This is a genomic window from Caenimonas terrae (assembly GCF_042655405.1).
In the GTDB taxonomy this organism is placed as follows: domain Bacteria; phylum Pseudomonadota; class Gammaproteobacteria; order Burkholderiales; family Burkholderiaceae_C; genus Ramlibacter; species Ramlibacter terrae_A.
This window is the reverse complement of sequence record NZ_JBHSMF010000003.1, coordinates 120,080-135,662: the sequence shown is the minus strand read 5'-3', so window position 1 is coordinate 135,662 and position 15,583 is coordinate 120,080. Positions and strand designations below refer to the sequence as shown.

At 70.1% G+C, this 15,583-nt stretch carries 14 protein-coding genes; 12 read left to right on the top strand and 2 right to left on the bottom strand.

What is annotated here, in order from left to right; translation table 11 throughout:
• Window position 1: 1 nt before the first annotated feature.
• The 12 genes from ACFPOE_RS05110 to ACFPOE_RS05055 all read left to right on the top strand — a co-directional run bounded on the left by ACFPOE_RS05110 (window position 2) and on the right by ACFPOE_RS05055 (window position 13,272).
• Window positions 2–985, top strand: a complete 984-nt coding sequence (locus ACFPOE_RS05110) for a Bug family tripartite tricarboxylate transporter substrate binding protein (RefSeq protein WP_376848939.1) — start codon at window positions 2–4, stop codon at window positions 983–985.
• Window positions 986–1,013: 28 nt separating this feature from the next.
• Window positions 1,014–1,835: a metal-dependent hydrolase gene (locus ACFPOE_RS05105; protein WP_376848938.1), complete on the top strand. Its 822-nt coding sequence runs from the start codon at window positions 1,014–1,016 to the stop codon at window positions 1,833–1,835.
• Window positions 1,835–2,809, top strand: a complete 975-nt coding sequence (locus ACFPOE_RS05100; RefSeq protein WP_376848937.1) for a tripartite tricarboxylate transporter substrate binding protein — start codon at window positions 1,835–1,837, stop codon at window positions 2,807–2,809. The genes ACFPOE_RS05105 and ACFPOE_RS05100 overlap by 1 nt, the downstream gene beginning before the upstream one ends.
• A gap of 37 nt (window positions 2,810–2,846) precedes the next feature.
• A complete protein-coding gene (locus tag ACFPOE_RS05095; RefSeq protein WP_376848936.1) occupies window positions 2,847–3,920 on the top strand; it encodes a porin in 1,074 nt (357 codons plus the stop codon).
• 15 nt (window positions 3,921–3,935) lie between these two features.
• Entirely contained in the window at window positions 3,936–4,763 is an 828-nt protein-coding gene (locus tag ACFPOE_RS05090) for a transporter substrate-binding domain-containing protein (protein ID WP_376848935.1), read from the top strand.
• 73 nt (window positions 4,764–4,836) lie between these two features.
• Window positions 4,837–6,177: an NfeD family protein gene (locus tag ACFPOE_RS05085; protein ID WP_376848934.1), complete on the top strand. Its 1,341-nt coding sequence runs from the start codon at window positions 4,837–4,839 to the stop codon at window positions 6,175–6,177.
• A gap of 23 nt (window positions 6,178–6,200) precedes the next feature.
• Window positions 6,201–6,965: a slipin family protein gene (locus tag ACFPOE_RS05080; RefSeq protein ID WP_376848933.1), complete on the top strand. Its 765-nt coding sequence runs from the start codon at window positions 6,201–6,203 to the stop codon at window positions 6,963–6,965.
• A 121-nt stretch (window positions 6,966–7,086) separates the two neighbouring features.
• Entirely contained in the window at window positions 7,087–9,495 is a 2,409-nt protein-coding gene (locus tag ACFPOE_RS05075; protein WP_376848932.1) for a bifunctional salicylyl-CoA 5-hydroxylase/oxidoreductase, read from the top strand.
• A gap of 82 nt (window positions 9,496–9,577) precedes the next feature.
• Complete coding sequence (locus ACFPOE_RS05070; protein WP_376848931.1) at window positions 9,578–10,435, top strand: enoyl-CoA hydratase family protein; 858 nt, start codon at window positions 9,578–9,580, stop codon at window positions 10,433–10,435.
• A gap of 12 nt (window positions 10,436–10,447) precedes the next feature.
• Window positions 10,448–11,668 carry an acyl-CoA dehydrogenase family protein gene (locus ACFPOE_RS05065; protein ID WP_376848930.1) on the top strand — a complete coding sequence of 407 codons (1,221 nt, stop codon included), beginning with the start codon at window positions 10,448–10,450 and terminating at the stop codon, window positions 11,666–11,668.
• Between the two features lie 5 nt (window positions 11,669–11,673).
• A complete protein-coding gene (locus ACFPOE_RS05060; RefSeq protein ID WP_376848929.1) occupies window positions 11,674–12,066 on the top strand; it encodes a RidA family protein in 393 nt (130 codons plus the stop codon).
• A gap of 27 nt (window positions 12,067–12,093) precedes the next feature.
• Window positions 12,094–13,272: an acyl-CoA dehydrogenase gene (locus tag ACFPOE_RS05055; RefSeq protein ID WP_376848928.1), complete on the top strand. Its 1,179-nt coding sequence runs from the start codon at window positions 12,094–12,096 to the stop codon at window positions 13,270–13,272.
• 19 nt (window positions 13,273–13,291) lie between these two features.
• Here the strand turns inward: ACFPOE_RS05055 and ACFPOE_RS05050 are convergent, their stop codons facing one another.
• A complete protein-coding gene (locus tag ACFPOE_RS05050; protein ID WP_376848927.1) occupies window positions 13,292–13,966 on the bottom strand; it encodes a hypothetical protein in 675 nt (224 codons plus the stop codon).
• Between the two features lie 163 nt (window positions 13,967–14,129).
• Entirely contained in the window at window positions 14,130–15,569 is a 1,440-nt protein-coding gene (locus tag ACFPOE_RS05045) for a hypothetical protein (protein WP_376848926.1), read from the bottom strand.
• Window positions 15,570–15,583 lie beyond the last annotated feature (14 nt).

Below are 15,583 nucleotides of genomic sequence, written 5' to 3'. Positions count from 1 at the left end.
CATGCTCAATCGCAGAACGGTCCTCGCGGGCCTCGCAACCGGACCGCTGGCGCTCGCCGGCGTGTCCGCCCAGGGCACCTTTCCCTCGCGGCCGCTGCGCATCATCGTCCCCTTCACGCCGGGCGGCTCCAGCGACGTGCTGGCGCGCGCGATCGGGGTCGAACTGGGCAAGGCACTGGGCCAGCCGGTGCTGATCGACAACGTGCCGGGCGCGGGCGGGTCGGTGGGGGCGGAGAAGGCCTCCAAGGCGCCGGCCGACGGCTACACGCTGCTGATGGGACACATCGGCACGCTGGCGATCAACCCGTCGCTCTATCCGAAGCTGGGATACGACCCGGTGCGCAGCTTCACGCCGGTGGCCTGGGTCGCCCGCGTTCCCAACGTGCTGGTGGTGAACACGTCGGTGCCGGCGCATACGCTCAAGGAACTGATTGCGCTGGCCAAGGCAAAGCCCGGCTCGCTGGCCTACGGCTCCGGCGGCAACGGCAGCGCGGCGCACACCACGATGGAATACCTGAAGATGCAGACGGGCACCTCCTTCCTGCACATCCCGTACCGCGGCACGGCGCCGGCGGTGACCGACCTGCTGGGCGGCCAGGTGCAGGTGCTCTTCACCGGTATCCCGGCGCTGCTGCCCCACGTCAAGGCGGGCAAGCTGCGCGCGCTCGCGGTCTCCAGTCCCAGGCGCCTGGCTCTGTTGCCCGACGTGCCGACCGTGGCCGAGAGCGGCATCGCCGGCACCAAGGGCTTCGAAGCGGACCAGTGGTACGGGCTGGTCGCTCCGGCCGGCACGCCGGCCGACGTTGTCGCGCTGCTGAACCAGCAGGTGAACAAGGCGCTGGGCTCCGAGGAGGTCCGCGCCCGGCTGGCAGCCGAGGGCGCCGAGGCCACGCCGGCCACGCCGCAGGTGTTCGGCCGGCTGATCGCCAGCGAGATCCCGCGCTGGGAGCGGGTGGTCAAGAACGCACGCATCAAGCTCGATTGAAGACAAGCGCCCAACAGGAGCCCCCACAATGAAAACCATCGTCCGCCTGCTCGCCGCCGCCGTGGTTGCCCTGGCCTCGGCCGCCTCGTGGGGCCAGACGCCCGCCGGCAAGACCGAGGTGCTCTGGCTTGGCCAGTCGGCCTTCCGCATCACCTCGCCGGGCGGCAAGGTGATCGTCACCGACCCGTGGCTCAAGCTCAATCCGCTCACGCCGCCCGAGTACAAGAACCTGGAGGCGCTGGGCAAGGTGGACGTGCTGCTCGTGAGCCATGGCCACTTCGACCACTTCGCCGATGCGCCGGCGCTGGCGCTGCTCAACCAGGTGCCGATGTACGGGCCGGGCGACATGAACCAGACCGTGGGCCTGCTGGGCATCCTGCCGCCCAACCTGGTGCCGCGCTTCAACAAGGGCGGCACCATCACGCCGGCGCCGGGGATCAAGGTCACCGCGGTCCGCGCCGAGCACTCGTCGGTGATCGTCTGGAAGAACCCGGCGACCGGCAAGGACGAATCGCATTACGGCGGCGAGCCGGTCGGCTTCATCATCGAGCTGGAGAACGGCTTCCGGATCTGGCACATGGGCGACACCGGCCTGTTCGGGGACATGAAGTTCATCGCCGAGTACTACAAGCCGGACCTGGTGCTGATGCCGATCGGCGGCCACTTCACGATGGACCCCGCCGATGCGGCGTTCGCGACCCGCGAGTGGATCAAGCCGCGCTATGTCATTCCGATGCACTACGGCGCCAATCCGCTGGGCAAGGGCACGCCGGCGCAATTCAGCCAGGCGCTGGGCACCAGCAGCACCCGCGTGCTGGCGCTCAAGCCGGGCGAGAAGGCGACCTTCTGATGGCCGCCGCATTCGGACGACGCACCGTCATGGCCGGTGCGGCTGCCGCGCTGTTGCCCGGCTGGGGCCGGGCGCAGGCCTTCCCGTCCAAGCCGATCCGCATCGTGGTGCCCTTCGGTCCCGGCGGCATCGCCGACCTGACGGCCCGCGTCATCGCGCAAAAGCTCGGCGAGAACCTGCACCAGGCGGTGGTGGTGGAGAACAGGCCCGGCGCCGGCGGCGTCGTGGCCGGCGACCTGGTCGCCAAGGCCGACCCGGACGGCCACGTGCTGCTCCTCATGAGCAACGGCACCGCCGTCAGCGCGGGCCTGTTCCAGTCGCTGCCCTTCGATGCGCAGAAGGACTTCGCGCCGGTGGTGACGCTGGGCTTCTTCGACATCGCGGTGCTGACGGCCACGGGCAGCCGCTTCGCCAGCATGAAGGACCTGCTGGCGCAGGCCAGGGCCCATCCCGGCAAGCTCAACGTCGCCACCATCAGCGTCGGCAGCACGCAGCACCTGGCCGCGGAGCTGCTCAAGACCAGCGCCGGCGTCGACTTCCAGATCGTTCCCTTCAACGGCTCGCCGGCCGTGATCAGCGCGCTGCGCGGCGGCCAGGTCGATGCGGCGGTCGAGATCCTCGGGCCGATGCTCGGGCAGGTCGCCGCCAAGGCGGTGCAGCCGCTGGCGGTGATGGGCAAGCGGCGCGCGTCGGCCTTGCCCGAGGTGCCGACCATGGCGCAGAGCGGCGTGCCCGGTTTCGACGTCGCGTCCTGGAATGCCCTGGCCGTGCCGGCGCGCACGCCGGCGCCGGTGGTCGCCACGCTCAACCGGGAAGTGAACAAGGTGCTCGCGGACCCCGGGGTGCGCCGGCAACTCGCCGAGCTGAACGTCAGCCCGGGCGGCGGGACGCCGCAGGAGCTGCATGACCTGCTGGCGTCGGAGATCCGCCGCTGGACCGAGGTCATCGTGCGCGCCAAGGTGCCGCGCCAGTAACAGGTTTCCTGTCATTCCAACAACGAGGAGAAGAGCAATGAAGACGAAGATGAAGACGCTGGCCGTCGCGGCCGGACTGTGTGCGGCCTCGGCGGCGATGGCGCAATCGAGCGTGCAGCTGTACGGCATCGTCGATGTGTCGGTGCGCAGCGGGACCGGGTTCACCAGCGGCTATGCGCGCTCGCCTGCCAACGCCACCAGCGTGGCCAGCGGCGTCGGCCCGACCAGCCGCTGGGGCGTGCGCGGGACGGAGGATCTGGGCGGCGGGCTGCGGGCCCTGTTCAACCTGGAATCCGGCATCAACGTGGACACCGGCATGCCGGCCAATGCCGCCACGTACTTCGACCGCGCCTCGATCGTCGGCCTGGCCGGCGGCTGGGGGACCGTGACGATGGGCCGGCAGAACACGCTGCTGGCGGACTCGGCCGGCGTGGCCGACCCGATCGGCCTGCGCTTCGCCGGCCTGAACCCGAACATCCAGGTGACCAGCCTGACCGGCCACCTGCTCGGCGTCGAGTTCGGCGCCACCGGCTCCAGCGGCTCGTCCAACCGCGTCAACAACTCGGTCAAGTACTCGGTGCCGGTGGGTCCGGTCATGGCGCGCGCCATGTACAGCTTCGGCGAGGTGGCCGGTTCGTCCTCCAAGCTGCGCTCCGCCGGACTGGGCCTGGACTACCTCACCCCCCGCCTGTCGCTCACCAGCGCCGTCACCCAGTTCCGCGACGCCAACGACCGCGAACTCAAGGCCGGCAACATCGGCGCGAGCTGGCAGGCGCTGCCGGCGCTGCGCGTGATGGCCAACGCCGGCTACAACCGGGGCGAGACCTCGGCGACCGCGGTGACGCGCAACCGGCTGCTCGCCGTCGGCGTCAACTATGCGGTGTCGCCGCTGGTGGACGTGCTGGCGGGCTACTACAAGGTCGACCGCAGCCGCACCGGCCAGGCCGACGACGGCTTCGGGCGGCTGCTGGCCTTCGTCGAATACAAGCTGTCCAAGCGCAGCAAGGTGTACGTCGAGCTGGACACCACCAAGTGGAAGGGCGACTACGGTGTCGCCGGCGGCAAGTCCACGTCCAATGGCCTGAGCCTTGGCATGACGCACGTGTTCTGACGCAGGGGCCATCCGATGTCGATGTTCCCTGCCGCGGATCTTCCACGCCGCCGCACGCTGGCGGCGCTGCTGGGCGGCGCAGCGCTGCTTGCCGCCTGCGCCATTGCGCCATCGACCGTTGCGCCGGCAGCGGCGCGGGCGGCGCTCGCGCCCACCGGCACGCTGCGGGTGGCGGTCTATCCCGGCAGCCCGACGTCGCTGGTGGAACCGGCGCCGCCGGCCGCCATGCGCGGCGTCAGCGTCGACCTGGGACGCTCGCTGGCCGCCCGCCTGGGCGTGCCGGCCCAGGTGGTGGTCTATCCCCGGCTGGCGGAAGCGCTGGCGGCCGTGCAACGGGGAGACGCCGATTTCACGATCACCAACGCCACCGAGCAACGGGCGAAGCTGGTCGACTTCGCGCCGACCCTGGTGGACCTGGAACTCGGCGTGCTGGTGCACTCGTCGTCGCGCGTGACCGCGGCCGACAAGATGGACGAGCCCGGCGTGACCATCGGGGTCAGCCAGGGGAGTTCCTCCGAACGCGTGCTGGGCGGGCGGTTCCGGCAGGCCAAGCTGCGCAGCTTCCCGACGCTTGATGCGGCGCGGGCGGCGCTGCGCCTCGGGGAGATCGACGGCTTCGCAACCAACAAGGCGATCCTGTTCGAGCAGGCGCAACGGCTGCCGGGCTCGCGCGTGCTGGACGGTCGCTGGGGCAGCGAGCACCTGGCACCCGCCGTTCCCAAGGGAAGGGATGCGGGCATGCCATTCCTGCGCGCCTTTGCCGACGACGTGCGTCGCAACGGCGAGCTGGTGCGCGCCAGCGAGCGCGCCGGGCTGCGCGGAACCGCGGCGCCCGCCCAGTAGCAAGGTCTTCAAGGCCGGGCAGGGCGGCCGGCGCCCCGTTGCGCTCCGTCGCCGCAGTTCCTAGACTGGGTGCATGGGCCGCGTCCTGCATTGGCTGCTGGGATTGCTCCTGCTGGCGCAGGCGGCCCCCGGCTTGGCCGCTGCGCCGCCGGTGATCGTGCTGCAGGTGGAAGGCGCCATCGGCCCGGCCACCGCCGACTACCTGCACCGCGGCCTGGCGCAGGCGCGCAAGCACGAGGCGCAACTGGTCGTGCTGCAGATCGACACGCCGGGCGGGCTGGACCTGGCGATGCGCAGCATCATCAAGGACATCCTGGCTTCGCCGGTGCCGGTCGCTACATTCGTCGCGCCCGGCGGCGCGCGGGCCGCCAGCGCCGGAACCTACATCCTCTATGCCAGCCACGTCGCGGCGATGGCCCCGGCCAGCAACCTGGGCGCGGCCACGCCGGTGTCGATCGGCTTGCCCGGCACCGAGCCGGCCAATCCGCTGGCGCCCGCCAAGGGCGCGTCGGGCGCCGCTGCGCCGGCCACCGGTGACGCGATGGCGGCCAAGCGCATCGGCGACGCCGCCGCCTACATCCGCAGCCTGGCGCAATTGCGCGGCCGCAATGCCGAGTGGGCCGAGAAGGCGGTGCGGGAGGCGGTGAGCCTGCCCGCTGCCGATGCGCTGGAGCTCAAGGTGGTGGACCTGGTGGCGCGCGACCTGCCCGACCTGCTGCGCCAGCTCGATGGCCGCGAGCTCAAGACGCAGGGCGGCGTCGTCAGGCTGGCCACGCGCGACGCGCCGACCATCGCCTTCGCCGCGGACTGGCGCAGCCGGCTGCTGTCGGTGATCGCCGATCCGAGCCTGGCGCTGGTGCTGCTGATGGTCGGCATCTACGGGCTGGTGTTCGAGTTCGCCAATCCCGGCATGGTGGCGCCGGGCGTGGTCGGCGGCATCAGCCTGCTGCTGGCGCTGTTCGCGCTGCAGATGCTGCCGGTCAACTACGCCGGACTGGCATTGATCCTGCTGGGCCTGGGCTTCCTGGTGGCCGAAGCCTTCGTGCCCAGCTTCGGCGCGCTGGGCCTGGGCGGCGCGGTGGCGTTCGTGTTCGGCGCGCTGCTGCTGATCGACACCGATTCGCCCGGTTACGGCATTCCGCTGCCCTTGATCGGCCTGCTGGCCCTGCTGTCGGTGGCCTTCGTTGCACTGGTAGGGACGATGGCGGCGCGCACCCGGCGCCGCCCGGTGGTCAGCGGCGTGCAGACGGTGCTGGGCTGCCCCGGTGAGCTGCTGGAATATGCGGGCGGCGAGGGCTGGGCGCTGGTGCAGGGCGAGCCCTGGAAGGTGCAGGGCCCGCCGCAGCTGCGCCCGGGCGACCGGGTGCGGGTGACGGGGCTGCGCGGCGCCACCCTGGAGATCGCGCCCGCCTGAGGGCGTCCAACAAGGAGAACGACATGCTGGCAGGCGGATTCGGCTTGGGTTTCGTGCTGATCGTGGCGATCGTCGTCGCGATGTCGGCGCTGCGCATCCTGCGCGAATACGAGCGCGGCGTGGTGTTCCAGCTCGGGCGCTTCTGGAAGGTGAAGGGGCCGGGGCTGGTGGTGCTGATCCCGGGCATCCAGCAGATGGTGCGGGTGGACCTGCGGGTGGTGGTGATGGACATCCCCAGCCAGGACGTGATCACCCGCGACAACGTCTCGGTCAAGGTCAGCGCGGTGCTGTACTTTCGCGTGATCGACCCGGCCAAGGCCATCATCCAGGTGGAGCGCTTCCTGGAGGCGACCAGCCAGCTGGCCCAGACCACCATGCGCGCGGTGCTGGGCAAGCACGAGCTGGACGACCTGCTGGCCGAGCGCGAGCGGCTGAACCTGGACGTGCAGAAGATCCTGGACGCGCAGACCGACACCTGGGGCATCAAGGTGACCAACGTCGAGATCAAGCACGTGGACCTGAACGACACCATGGTGCGCGCCATCGCCCGCCAGGCCGAGGCCGAGCGCGAGCGCCGCGCCAAGGTGATCCACGCCGAGGGCGAGCTGCAGGCCTCCCACAAGCTGGCCGAAGCGGCCGCCGTGCTGGCGCGCGAGCCGCAGGCGCTGCAGCTGCGCTACCTGGAGACGCTGACGGTGATCGCCGCCGACAAGAATTCGACCATCGTCTTTCCGCTGCCGCTGGACATCATCGGGCCGCTGATGCAGCGCTTCGTCGCGTCCAAATAGCTGGATGCCGCGACCTGTCAGGCCGGACCTGACCCGGCACCCGGGCGGGTCCGGCCAGGATGACAACGCCGCCGAGATGCTTTAGACTTAAACTATATAGGTCCCCAGTATTGGAGCGCACATGAACATCGTCTGCATCGGCGGCGGGCCGTCCGGGCTGTACTTCGCGCTCCTGATGAAGAAGCAGGACCCGGCGCACGAGATCACCGTGGTCGAGCGCAACAAGCCCTACGACACCTTCGGCTGGGGCGTCGTGTTCTCCGACCAGACGCTGGGCAACCTGCAGGCGGCCGATCCGCAGACCGCCGCCGAGATCCTGGGCGCCTTCAACCACTGGGACGACATCGAGGTCAACTTCCGCGGCCGCAAGGTTAGCTCCGGCGGCCACGGCTTCTGCGGCATCGGCCGCAAGCGCCTGCTCAACATCCTGCAGCAGCGCTGCGAGGAGCTGGGCGTGAAGCTGGTGTTCGAGACCGATGCGAAGAGCGACGCCGACTATCCGGACGCCGACCTGATCATCGCCAGCGACGGCCTGAACAGCCGCATCCGCGCCCAGCACGCGGACACGTTCCAGCCCGACATCGACGTGCGCAAGTGCCGCTTCGTCTGGCTGGGCACCCACAAGAAGTTCGACGCCTTCACCTTCGCCTTCGAGGAGACGCGCTGGGGCTGGTTGCAGGCCCATGCGTACCAGTTCGACGCCGACACCTCCACCTTCATCGTCGAAGCGCCGGAGCAGGTCTGGCTGGACGCCGGGCTGGACAAGATGGAGAAGGAGGAATCGATCGCCTTCTGCGAGGAGCTGTTTGCCGGCACGCTGGACGGCCACAAGCTGATGTCCAACGCCTCGCACCTGCGCGGCTCGGCGCAGTGGATCAGGTTCCCGCGCGTGGTCTGCAAGACCTGGGTGCACCGGGGCGGCGCCGGGGGCAACACCCCGGTGGTGCTGATGGGCGATGCGGCGCACACGGCCCATTTCTCGATCGGTTCGGGGACCAAGCTGGCGCTGGAAGACGCGATCGAGCTGGCGCGCTGCCTGAATGCCGTTCGCCCTGCGCTTGCCGAAGGGCCCTTCGGCGAAGCTCAGGATAGGCTTCGACAGGCTCAGCCCGAACGGTTGATGGAGGCGCTCCAACAATACGAAGCCGTGCGCAGCATCGAGGTGCTCAAGATCCAGAACGCCGCCCGCAACTCCACCGAGTGGTTCGAGAACGTGGCTCGCTACGCCCACCTGCCGCCCGAACAGTTCGCCTATTCGCTGCTCACCCGCAGCCAGCGCATCAGCCACGAGAACCTGCGGCTGCGCGACAAGGGCTATGTCGAGCATTACGAAGACTGGATCGCGGAGCGCTCGGGCGTGGAGCGTGCCCCGGCGCAGCATTCGATCCCGCCGATGTTCACGCCCTTCACGCTGCGCGCCGTGACGCTGAAGAACCGCGTGGTGGTCTCGCCGATGGCGCAATATTCCTGCGTCGACGGCCTGCCGGCCGACTACCACCTGGTGCACCTGGGCGCGCGCGCCACCGGCGGCGCCGGCATGGTCATGGCGGAGATGACCTGTCCCTCGCCCGACGCCCGCATCACGCCCGGCTGCCCGGGGCTGTGGAACGAGCAGCAGGCGGGCGGCTGGAGGCGCATCGTCGATTTCGTCCATGGCAACAGCGACGCGAAGATCGCGCTGCAGCTCGGGCACGCCGGCGCCAAGGGCTCCACCCGCGTGCCCTGGGACCAGGGCGAGGACCTGCCGCTGGACGAGGGGCAGAACTGGCCCCTGATCTCCGCCTCGCCGCAGCAATACCTCGATGGCGTCAGCCAGTGGTCTCGTGCCATGACGCGCCAGGATATGGACCGCGTCACCGCCGATTTCGTGCGTGCCACCCGCTGGGCCGCCCAGGCCGGCTTCGACTGGCTGGAGCTGCATTGCGCGCACGGCTACCTGCTGTCCAGCTTCATCTCGCCGCTGACCAACCAGCGCACCGACGATTACGGCGGCTCGCTGGCCAATCGCCTGCGCTATCCGCTGGAGGTGTTCGCGGCGATGCGCGCGGCCTGGCCGGAACTGCTGCCGATGTCGGTGCGGATCTCCGCCCACGACTGGGTGGAGGGCGGCATCACGGCCGATGACGCGGTGGAGATCGCGCGGGCCTTCAAGGACGCTGGCGCCGACATGATCGATTGCTCGTCCGGGCAGGTCAGCAAGAAGCAGAAGCCGGTGTATGGCCGCATGTACCAGACGCCTTTCGCCGACCGCATCCGCAACGAGGTGCGGATCCCGACCATCGCGGTGGGCGCGATCTCCGAAGCCGACCACGTGAACAGCATCATCGCGGCCGGCCGCGCCGACCTGTGCGCCATCGCCCGGCCGCACCTGGCGACGCCATCGTGGACGCTGCTGGAGGCGGCGAAGATCGGCTACACCGACGTGCAGTGGCCCAAGCAATACCGTTCCGGCAAGACCCAGCTGGAACGCAACCTGGAGCGCGAGAAGCAGTTGGCGGCGCAGCCAGTCACCAAGGACGAAACCCAATGAACGCAGCGCAGAACCGCTTCAAGCAATTTCACGCCCCCTCGGGGGGCAGTGCAGCCGCCTTGGCGGCAAACGTGGGGGCCATATGAGCAACACCGATCGCGTCGATCCCGCGCTGCTGGCCGGCAACCGCAAGCCGCTGGCCGGCTACCAGGCGCAGCACTTCCAGTGGCAGGTCGAGGGCAAGGTGGCCACCGTCACGCTGAATCGCCCCGAGCGCAAGAACCCGCTCACCTTCGCGTCGTACGCGGAGCTGCGCGACCTGTTCGGCCAGCTGCGCTACGCCACCGACGTCCACGCCGTGGTGGTGACCGGCGCCGGCGGCAACTTCTGCTCCGGCGGCGACGTGCACGAGATCATCGGCCCGCTGGTCAGGCTGGAGGCGCCGGAGCTGCTGATGTTCACCCGCATGACCGGCGACCTGGTCAAGGCGATGCGGGCCTGCCCGCAGCCGATCGTCGCGGCCATCGACGGCATCTGCGCCGGCGCCGGCGCGATCGTCGCGATGGCGTCGGATCTTCGTTTCGGCACCGCGCGCAGCAAGACCGCCTTCCTGTTCAACCGCGTCGGCCTGGCCGGCTGCGACATGGGCGCTTGCGCCATGCTGCCGCGCATTGTCGGCCAGGGCCGCGCCAGCGAGCTGCTGTTCACCGGCCGGTCCTTGGGCGGCGAGGAGGCCGAGCGCTGGGGCTTCTTCAACCGGCTGTGCGCGCCGGAGGATGTGCTGGCGCAGGCGCAGGCGCTGGCGCGCGAGCTGGCCGAGGGCCCGACCTTCGCCAACGGCATCACCAAGACCATGCTGCACCAGGAGTGGGCCATGACCATCGAGCAGGCGATCGAGTCGGAGGCGCAGGCCCAGGCGATCTGCATGCTGACCGAGGACTTCACCCGCGCCTACGAGGCCTTCGTCGCCAGGAGCAAACCGGTCTTCCAGGGCAACTGAAGGGACATGCAGATGGGCGACACCACTTTCCTCGACTGGCCGTTCTTCGAGCAGCGGCACCGCGACCTGGCCCGCGGGCTGGACGCCTGGGCCGCGCAGAACATCCCGCAAAAGCACGGGCCGGATGTGGACGCGGAATGCCGCGCGCTGGTGAAGTCGCTCGGCGCCGCCGGCTGGCTGAACCATGCGGTGGGAACACCAGTCACCGTTCGCCCTGAGCTTGTCGAAGGGCCCGCGCGGGGGCTTCGACAGACTCAGCCCGAACGGAGTGAAATTGACACGCGCTCGATCTGCCTCATCCGCGAAACGCTGGCCCGCCACAGCGGGCTGGCGGATTTCGCCTTCGCGATGCAGGGCCTGGGCTCCGGCGCGATCAGCCTGCAGGGCACGCCGGCGCAGAAGGAGCGCTACCTGGGCAATGTGGCGCGCGGCGAGGCGATCGCCGCCTTCGCGCTGTCGGAGCCGGAAGCCGGCTCCGACGTGGCCGCCATGCAGTGCAGCGCCCGGATCGAGGGCGAGCACGCGGTGCTCGATGGCGAGAAGACCTGGATCTCCAATGGCGGCATCGCGGATTTCTACGTGGTGTTCGCGCGCAGCGGCGAGGCGCCCGGCGCCCGCGGCATCTCCGCCTTCATCGTGGACGCCGGCACGCCGGGCTTCGAGATCGCCGAGCGCATCGAGGTGATCGCGCCGCATCCGCTGGCGAAGCTGCGCTTCACCGGCTGCAGGGTGCCGCTGTCGCAGCGGATCGGCGCCGCCGGCGAGGGCTTCAAGGTGGCGATGCGCACGCTGGACGTGTTCCGCACCTCGGTGGCCGCGGCGGCGCTGGGCTTTGCCCGCCATGCGATGGACGAGGCGCTGCGGCGCGCCACCACCCGCAGGATGTTCAACCAGCGGCTGGGCGACTTCCAGCTGACGCAGGCCAGCCTGGCGCAGATGGCCACCACCATCGACAGCTCCGCGCTGCTGGTCTACCGCGCCGCCTGGCAGCGCGACCAGGGCCGCAACGTGACCAAGGAGGCAGCGATGGCCAAGCTGGCCGCGACCGAGGGCGCGCAGCGCGTGATCGACGCCGCGGTGCAGATCTTCGGTGGCCAGGGCGTGGTCAGCGGCGAGCCGGTGGAAATGCTGTACCGCGAGATCCGGGCGCTGCGCATCTACGAGGGCGCCACCGAGGTGCAGCAGCTGATCATCGGCAGGGAGCTTCTCAAATCCGCCGGGGAGGCGACATGAGCGACATGGAAGTGATCCTGCCCCCCGGCTGGCCGCGCCCCCGGGGCTATGCCAACGGCGTGGCCGCCAGCGGGCGCATGCTGTTCATCGCCGGCATGATCGGCTGGGACGCCCAGGGCGTGTTCCACAGCGACGATTTCGCCGCCCAGGTGCGCCAGGCCCTGCAAAATGTCGCCGAGGTGCTGCGGGAGGCCGGCGGAAAGCCCGAGAATATCGTCAGGATGACCTGGTACGTGACCGACAAGCGCGAGTATCTCGCCGCGGGCAAGGAGATCGGCCGGGCCTTCCGTGAAATCATCGGCAGCTACAACGCGGCGATGACGGCGGTGGAAGTGAAGGCGCTGATCGAGGATCGGGCCAAGGTCGAAATCGAAGCCACCGCGGTCATCCCCGCCTGATCCAACCTACAGACCCCGGAGTTCCCAATGGCCATCAAAGCATCCTTTCACTGGGCCGACCCCCTGCTGCTGGACCTGCAACTCACCGACGTCGAACGCCAGGTGCGCGACGCCGCCGCGTCCTATTGCCAGGAGCGGCTGGCGCCGCGCGTGGTGGAGGCGTTCCGCGGCGAGACCACCGACGTGTCGATCTTCCGCGAGATGGGCGAGCTGGGCCTGCTGGGCGCCACCATCCCCGAGACCTACGGCGGCGCCGGCCTGAACTACGTCTGCTACGGCCTGGTCGCGCGCGAGGTGGAGCGGGTCGATTCCGGCTACCGCTCGATGATGAGCGTGCAGTCGTCGCTGGTGATGGTGCCGATCAACGCCTTCGGCAACGAAGCGACCAAGCGCAAGTACCTGCCCAAGCTGGCCACCGGCGAGTGGATCGGCTGCTTCGGCCTGACCGAGCCGGACCACGGCTCCGACCCCGGCAGCATGGTCACCCGGGCCAAGAAGGTGGACGGCGGCTACAGCCTCACCGGCTCCAAGATGTGGATCACCAACAGCCCGATCGCCGACGTGTTCGTGGTCTGGGCCAAGGACGACGAAGGCGCGATCCGCGGCTTCGTGCTGGACAAGGGCGCCAAGGGCCTGTCGGCGCCGGCCATCAAGGGCAAGGTCGGCCTGCGCGCCTCGGTCACCGGCGAGATCGTGATGGACGGCGTGTTCTGCCCGGAAGAAAACGCCTTCCCCGAGGTGCGCGGGCTCAAGGGCCCGTTCACCTGCCTGGACAGCGCCCGCTACGGCATCAGCTGGGGCGCGCTGGGAGCGGCTGAAGACTGCTGGTTCCGTGCCAGGCAGTACGTGCTCGATCGCAAGCAGTTCGGCAAGCCGCTGGCAGCCAACCAGTTGATCCAGAAGAAGCTCGCCGACATGCAGACCGAGATCACGCTGGGCCTGCAGGGCTGCCTGCGCCTGGGGCGGATGAAGGACGAAGGCACGGCCAGCGTGGAGATCACCTCCATCATGAAGCGCAACTCCTGCGGCAAGAGCCTGGACATCGCGCGGGTGGCCCGCGACATGATGGGCGGCAACGGCATCAGCGACGAATTCGGCGTGGCGCGCCACCTGGTGAACCTCGAGGTGGTCAACACCTACGAGGGCACCCACGACATCCACGCGCTGATCCTGGGACGGGCGCAGACCGGGATTTCAGCCTTCTAGCGCCTCGCGCCGCCGCGCGCTAGCGCCAGAAATGCAGCGCGACGCCCGGCCGCTCGATAGAGATCGTGCCGCCGGAGATGTTGCCCGCACCGTCGATCCTGAAGCAGTCCCTTTCCGTGGACACCCAGTTCGCGGGCCCGGAGACCGAGGTCAGGCAGGCCAGGGCAGTGGTGGCGCCGTCCGCCTCGATCGACCAGGACAGGGTCTCGGTCCCGGTCGGCGCTGTCAGGGCCGTGCCGGCATACACCGTTCCCTGGGCAAGCGGTCCGGACTGGCCGACGGTGCCGGCCGCCGGCAGGCGCGTGGCCTGGGCGAAGACCGTGGTCGTTCCGGCGTCGGTGACGGTGGCAAGGATGCGGGCCGGCTCGGTCTCGTAGAACACCGTGAGGGTGGTGACGGCGGGCGGCTCGCCGGCCCGGCCGACCGTGGTGGTCTGCAGGCTGCGCCTGGCCGGCGCGCCGGCGAAGCTGCCGTCCGGCAGGGCGCTGTAGGTCAGGCTGGCCGTGTAGCGGCCGCCGGCCGGGTCAACGGCGGCAAGGTCGGTCAGCGAGGCGCCGCCCAGGGCGTTGACAAATGCCGCATCGGTGTTGAAACGCAGCCCCTGTGCCGGTTGCTGGCCGTCGCCGCCGCCGCCGCAAGCAAGCAGGGCCGCGCTGGCGCCGGCGATGACCGCGCCGCGTATTCCCAATCCCATCCTTCTTCTTCCTTGACATGCCGATCCAGGCATTTTGCCTGTTCGGTCTCCGCCCGCCCGGCGTAACGCGCTGGTGGACGCCGCGCTGCGCGATGCGAAGCACGCGCCGCAGGCGACAAAGGCCGCAAGGCGAAGCCGCGGGCTGGCGGGCAGCCCGGATCGGCTAGCCCGGGAACGCCTCGAAGCGCCCGACGTAGCTGAAGCCGCCGACGTCCACCGCGCCGCCCGGGCCCAGCGCCAGCGCCAGCAGGCTGTAGGAATCCGGCGACGTGACCTGCGCCACGGTGGTGACGTTTCCATCCGGAGTGACGCGCCGGATCAGGTTGGCATCGGCGACCAGCACGTTGCCGGCCGGATCCATGGCGATCGAGTTGATGGAGCTGAAGCTCGCCGCCGTGCCCGGGCCGTCGCGCGCACCGGCCACCGCGGGATTGCCCGCCACCGTGCTCACCACGCCATCGCGAGACAGCTTGCGCACCCGCTTGCCGTCGGCGATGTACAGGTTGCCCGCGGCGTCGGCGGCGATCCCCGCGATGCGCGAGAACAGGGCCGAGGCCGCGCTGCCGTCCTTGTAGCCCCGCACATCCGGGTTGCCGGCCACGAGCACGACGGCGCCGGGCCCGGCAATCCGGTAGACGGCGGTGGGCGCGCGCGGGTAGAAATTCAGGGCGGGGGCTTCGGTGTCGTAGGCGTTGCCGCCGGCGGTGCAGAAGCCTGCACCGGGTGCGCTCACCAGCCCGGCAAGGGCAGCGGGTCCGGAGAGCGGCAGCGTGGTCGTGACCGTGCCCGAGAGCGTGAGCTCGCGGACGTACGCGGTGGCGGTGGGACAGAACAGCGCAAAGGCCGGGTCGCAGGTGGCGTCGCTGGTGCCGGCGCTCGCGTCCAGCAACACCAGCACGTTGCGGGCGGAATCGAAGAGCAGTCCCGACGGGCCCGCGATGCGGGCTGCCGATCCGCTGCCATCGCGCCGGCCCGGCTGGCCGTACTGGCCCACGAATGCCGTGACGGCGCCGGCCGGCGTCACCTTGCGGATTGCCCCGTAGGTGACGACATAGATGTTTCCTTCGTTGTCCACCGCCATCGGCGAGGTCGAGGTGAAGCGGGCGCTGCTTGCGAAGCCGTCGACGTCGCCCAGCGCGGCGCCGGCCTGGCCGCCGGTGCCGGCAAGCAGGGTGAAGGCGGTGGAGGCGACGCTCAGGCGGGCGCCCTGGCTGGTGGCGCTGCCGGCCGCATTGGCGACCCGCACCGAGAAGGTTGCGCCGGAGTCGAGCAGCGAGACCGGGGCGATGCGCAGGCTTGCCTGGGTCGCGCCGGCGATCTCGACTCCGTTGCGCAGCCACTGGTAGCTGGCGCCGCTGTCATTGCCCAAGGCCACGCTGAACACCACCGGGGCGCCGGCGGTCGCGCTGGTGTCGGCCGGCTGCGTGCTGATCGATGGCGGGGCGGGCGCCGGCGGCGGCGCTGCCGGGGGCGGCGGTGCCGGCGCGGGTGCCGGATCGGACGAGCCGCCGCCACCGCAGCCGCTGAGGATCAACGGCGCCAGCGCGTACGCGATGGCCTTGCGCCGGGTCGCTGCCGGCAGGTCAGCTGCTTCTTCTTCCATCGCACCCCCTGAGT

Excerpts from the sequence above, each read along its gene's own strand:
- ACFPOE_RS05070 (WP_376848931.1), top strand. The coding sequence starts at position 9,578 with ATGAGCAACACCGATCGCGTCGATCCCGCGCTGCTGGCCGGCAACCGC.
- ACFPOE_RS05090 (WP_376848935.1), top strand. The coding sequence starts at position 3,936 with ATGTCGATGTTCCCTGCCGCGGATCTTCCACGCCGCCGCACGCTGGCG.
- ACFPOE_RS05100 (WP_376848937.1), top strand. The coding sequence starts at position 1,835 with ATGGCCGCCGCATTCGGACGACGCACCGTCATGGCCGGTGCGGCTGCC.
- ACFPOE_RS05080 (WP_376848933.1), top strand. The coding sequence starts at position 6,201 with ATGCTGGCAGGCGGATTCGGCTTGGGTTTCGTGCTGATCGTGGCGATC.
- ACFPOE_RS05085 (WP_376848934.1), top strand. The coding sequence starts at position 4,837 with ATGGGCCGCGTCCTGCATTGGCTGCTGGGATTGCTCCTGCTGGCGCAG.
- ACFPOE_RS05065 (WP_376848930.1), top strand. The coding sequence starts at position 10,448 with ATGGGCGACACCACTTTCCTCGACTGGCCGTTCTTCGAGCAGCGGCAC.
- ACFPOE_RS05050 (WP_376848927.1), bottom strand. The coding sequence starts at position 13,966 with ATGGGATTGGGAATACGCGGCGCGGTCATCGCCGGCGCCAGCGCGGCC.
- ACFPOE_RS05045 (WP_376848926.1), bottom strand. The coding sequence starts at position 15,569 with ATGGAAGAAGAAGCAGCTGACCTGCCGGCAGCGACCCGGCGCAAGGCC.
- ACFPOE_RS05110 (WP_376848939.1), top strand. The coding sequence starts at position 2 with ATGCTCAATCGCAGAACGGTCCTCGCGGGCCTCGCAACCGGACCGCTG.
- ACFPOE_RS05055 (WP_376848928.1), top strand. The coding sequence starts at position 12,094 with ATGGCCATCAAAGCATCCTTTCACTGGGCCGACCCCCTGCTGCTGGAC.
- ACFPOE_RS05075 (WP_376848932.1), top strand. The coding sequence starts at position 7,087 with ATGAACATCGTCTGCATCGGCGGCGGGCCGTCCGGGCTGTACTTCGCG.
- ACFPOE_RS05105 (WP_376848938.1), top strand. The coding sequence starts at position 1,014 with ATGAAAACCATCGTCCGCCTGCTCGCCGCCGCCGTGGTTGCCCTGGCC.
- ACFPOE_RS05095 (WP_376848936.1), top strand. The coding sequence starts at position 2,847 with ATGAAGACGAAGATGAAGACGCTGGCCGTCGCGGCCGGACTGTGTGCG.
- ACFPOE_RS05060 (WP_376848929.1), top strand. The coding sequence starts at position 11,674 with ATGGAAGTGATCCTGCCCCCCGGCTGGCCGCGCCCCCGGGGCTATGCC.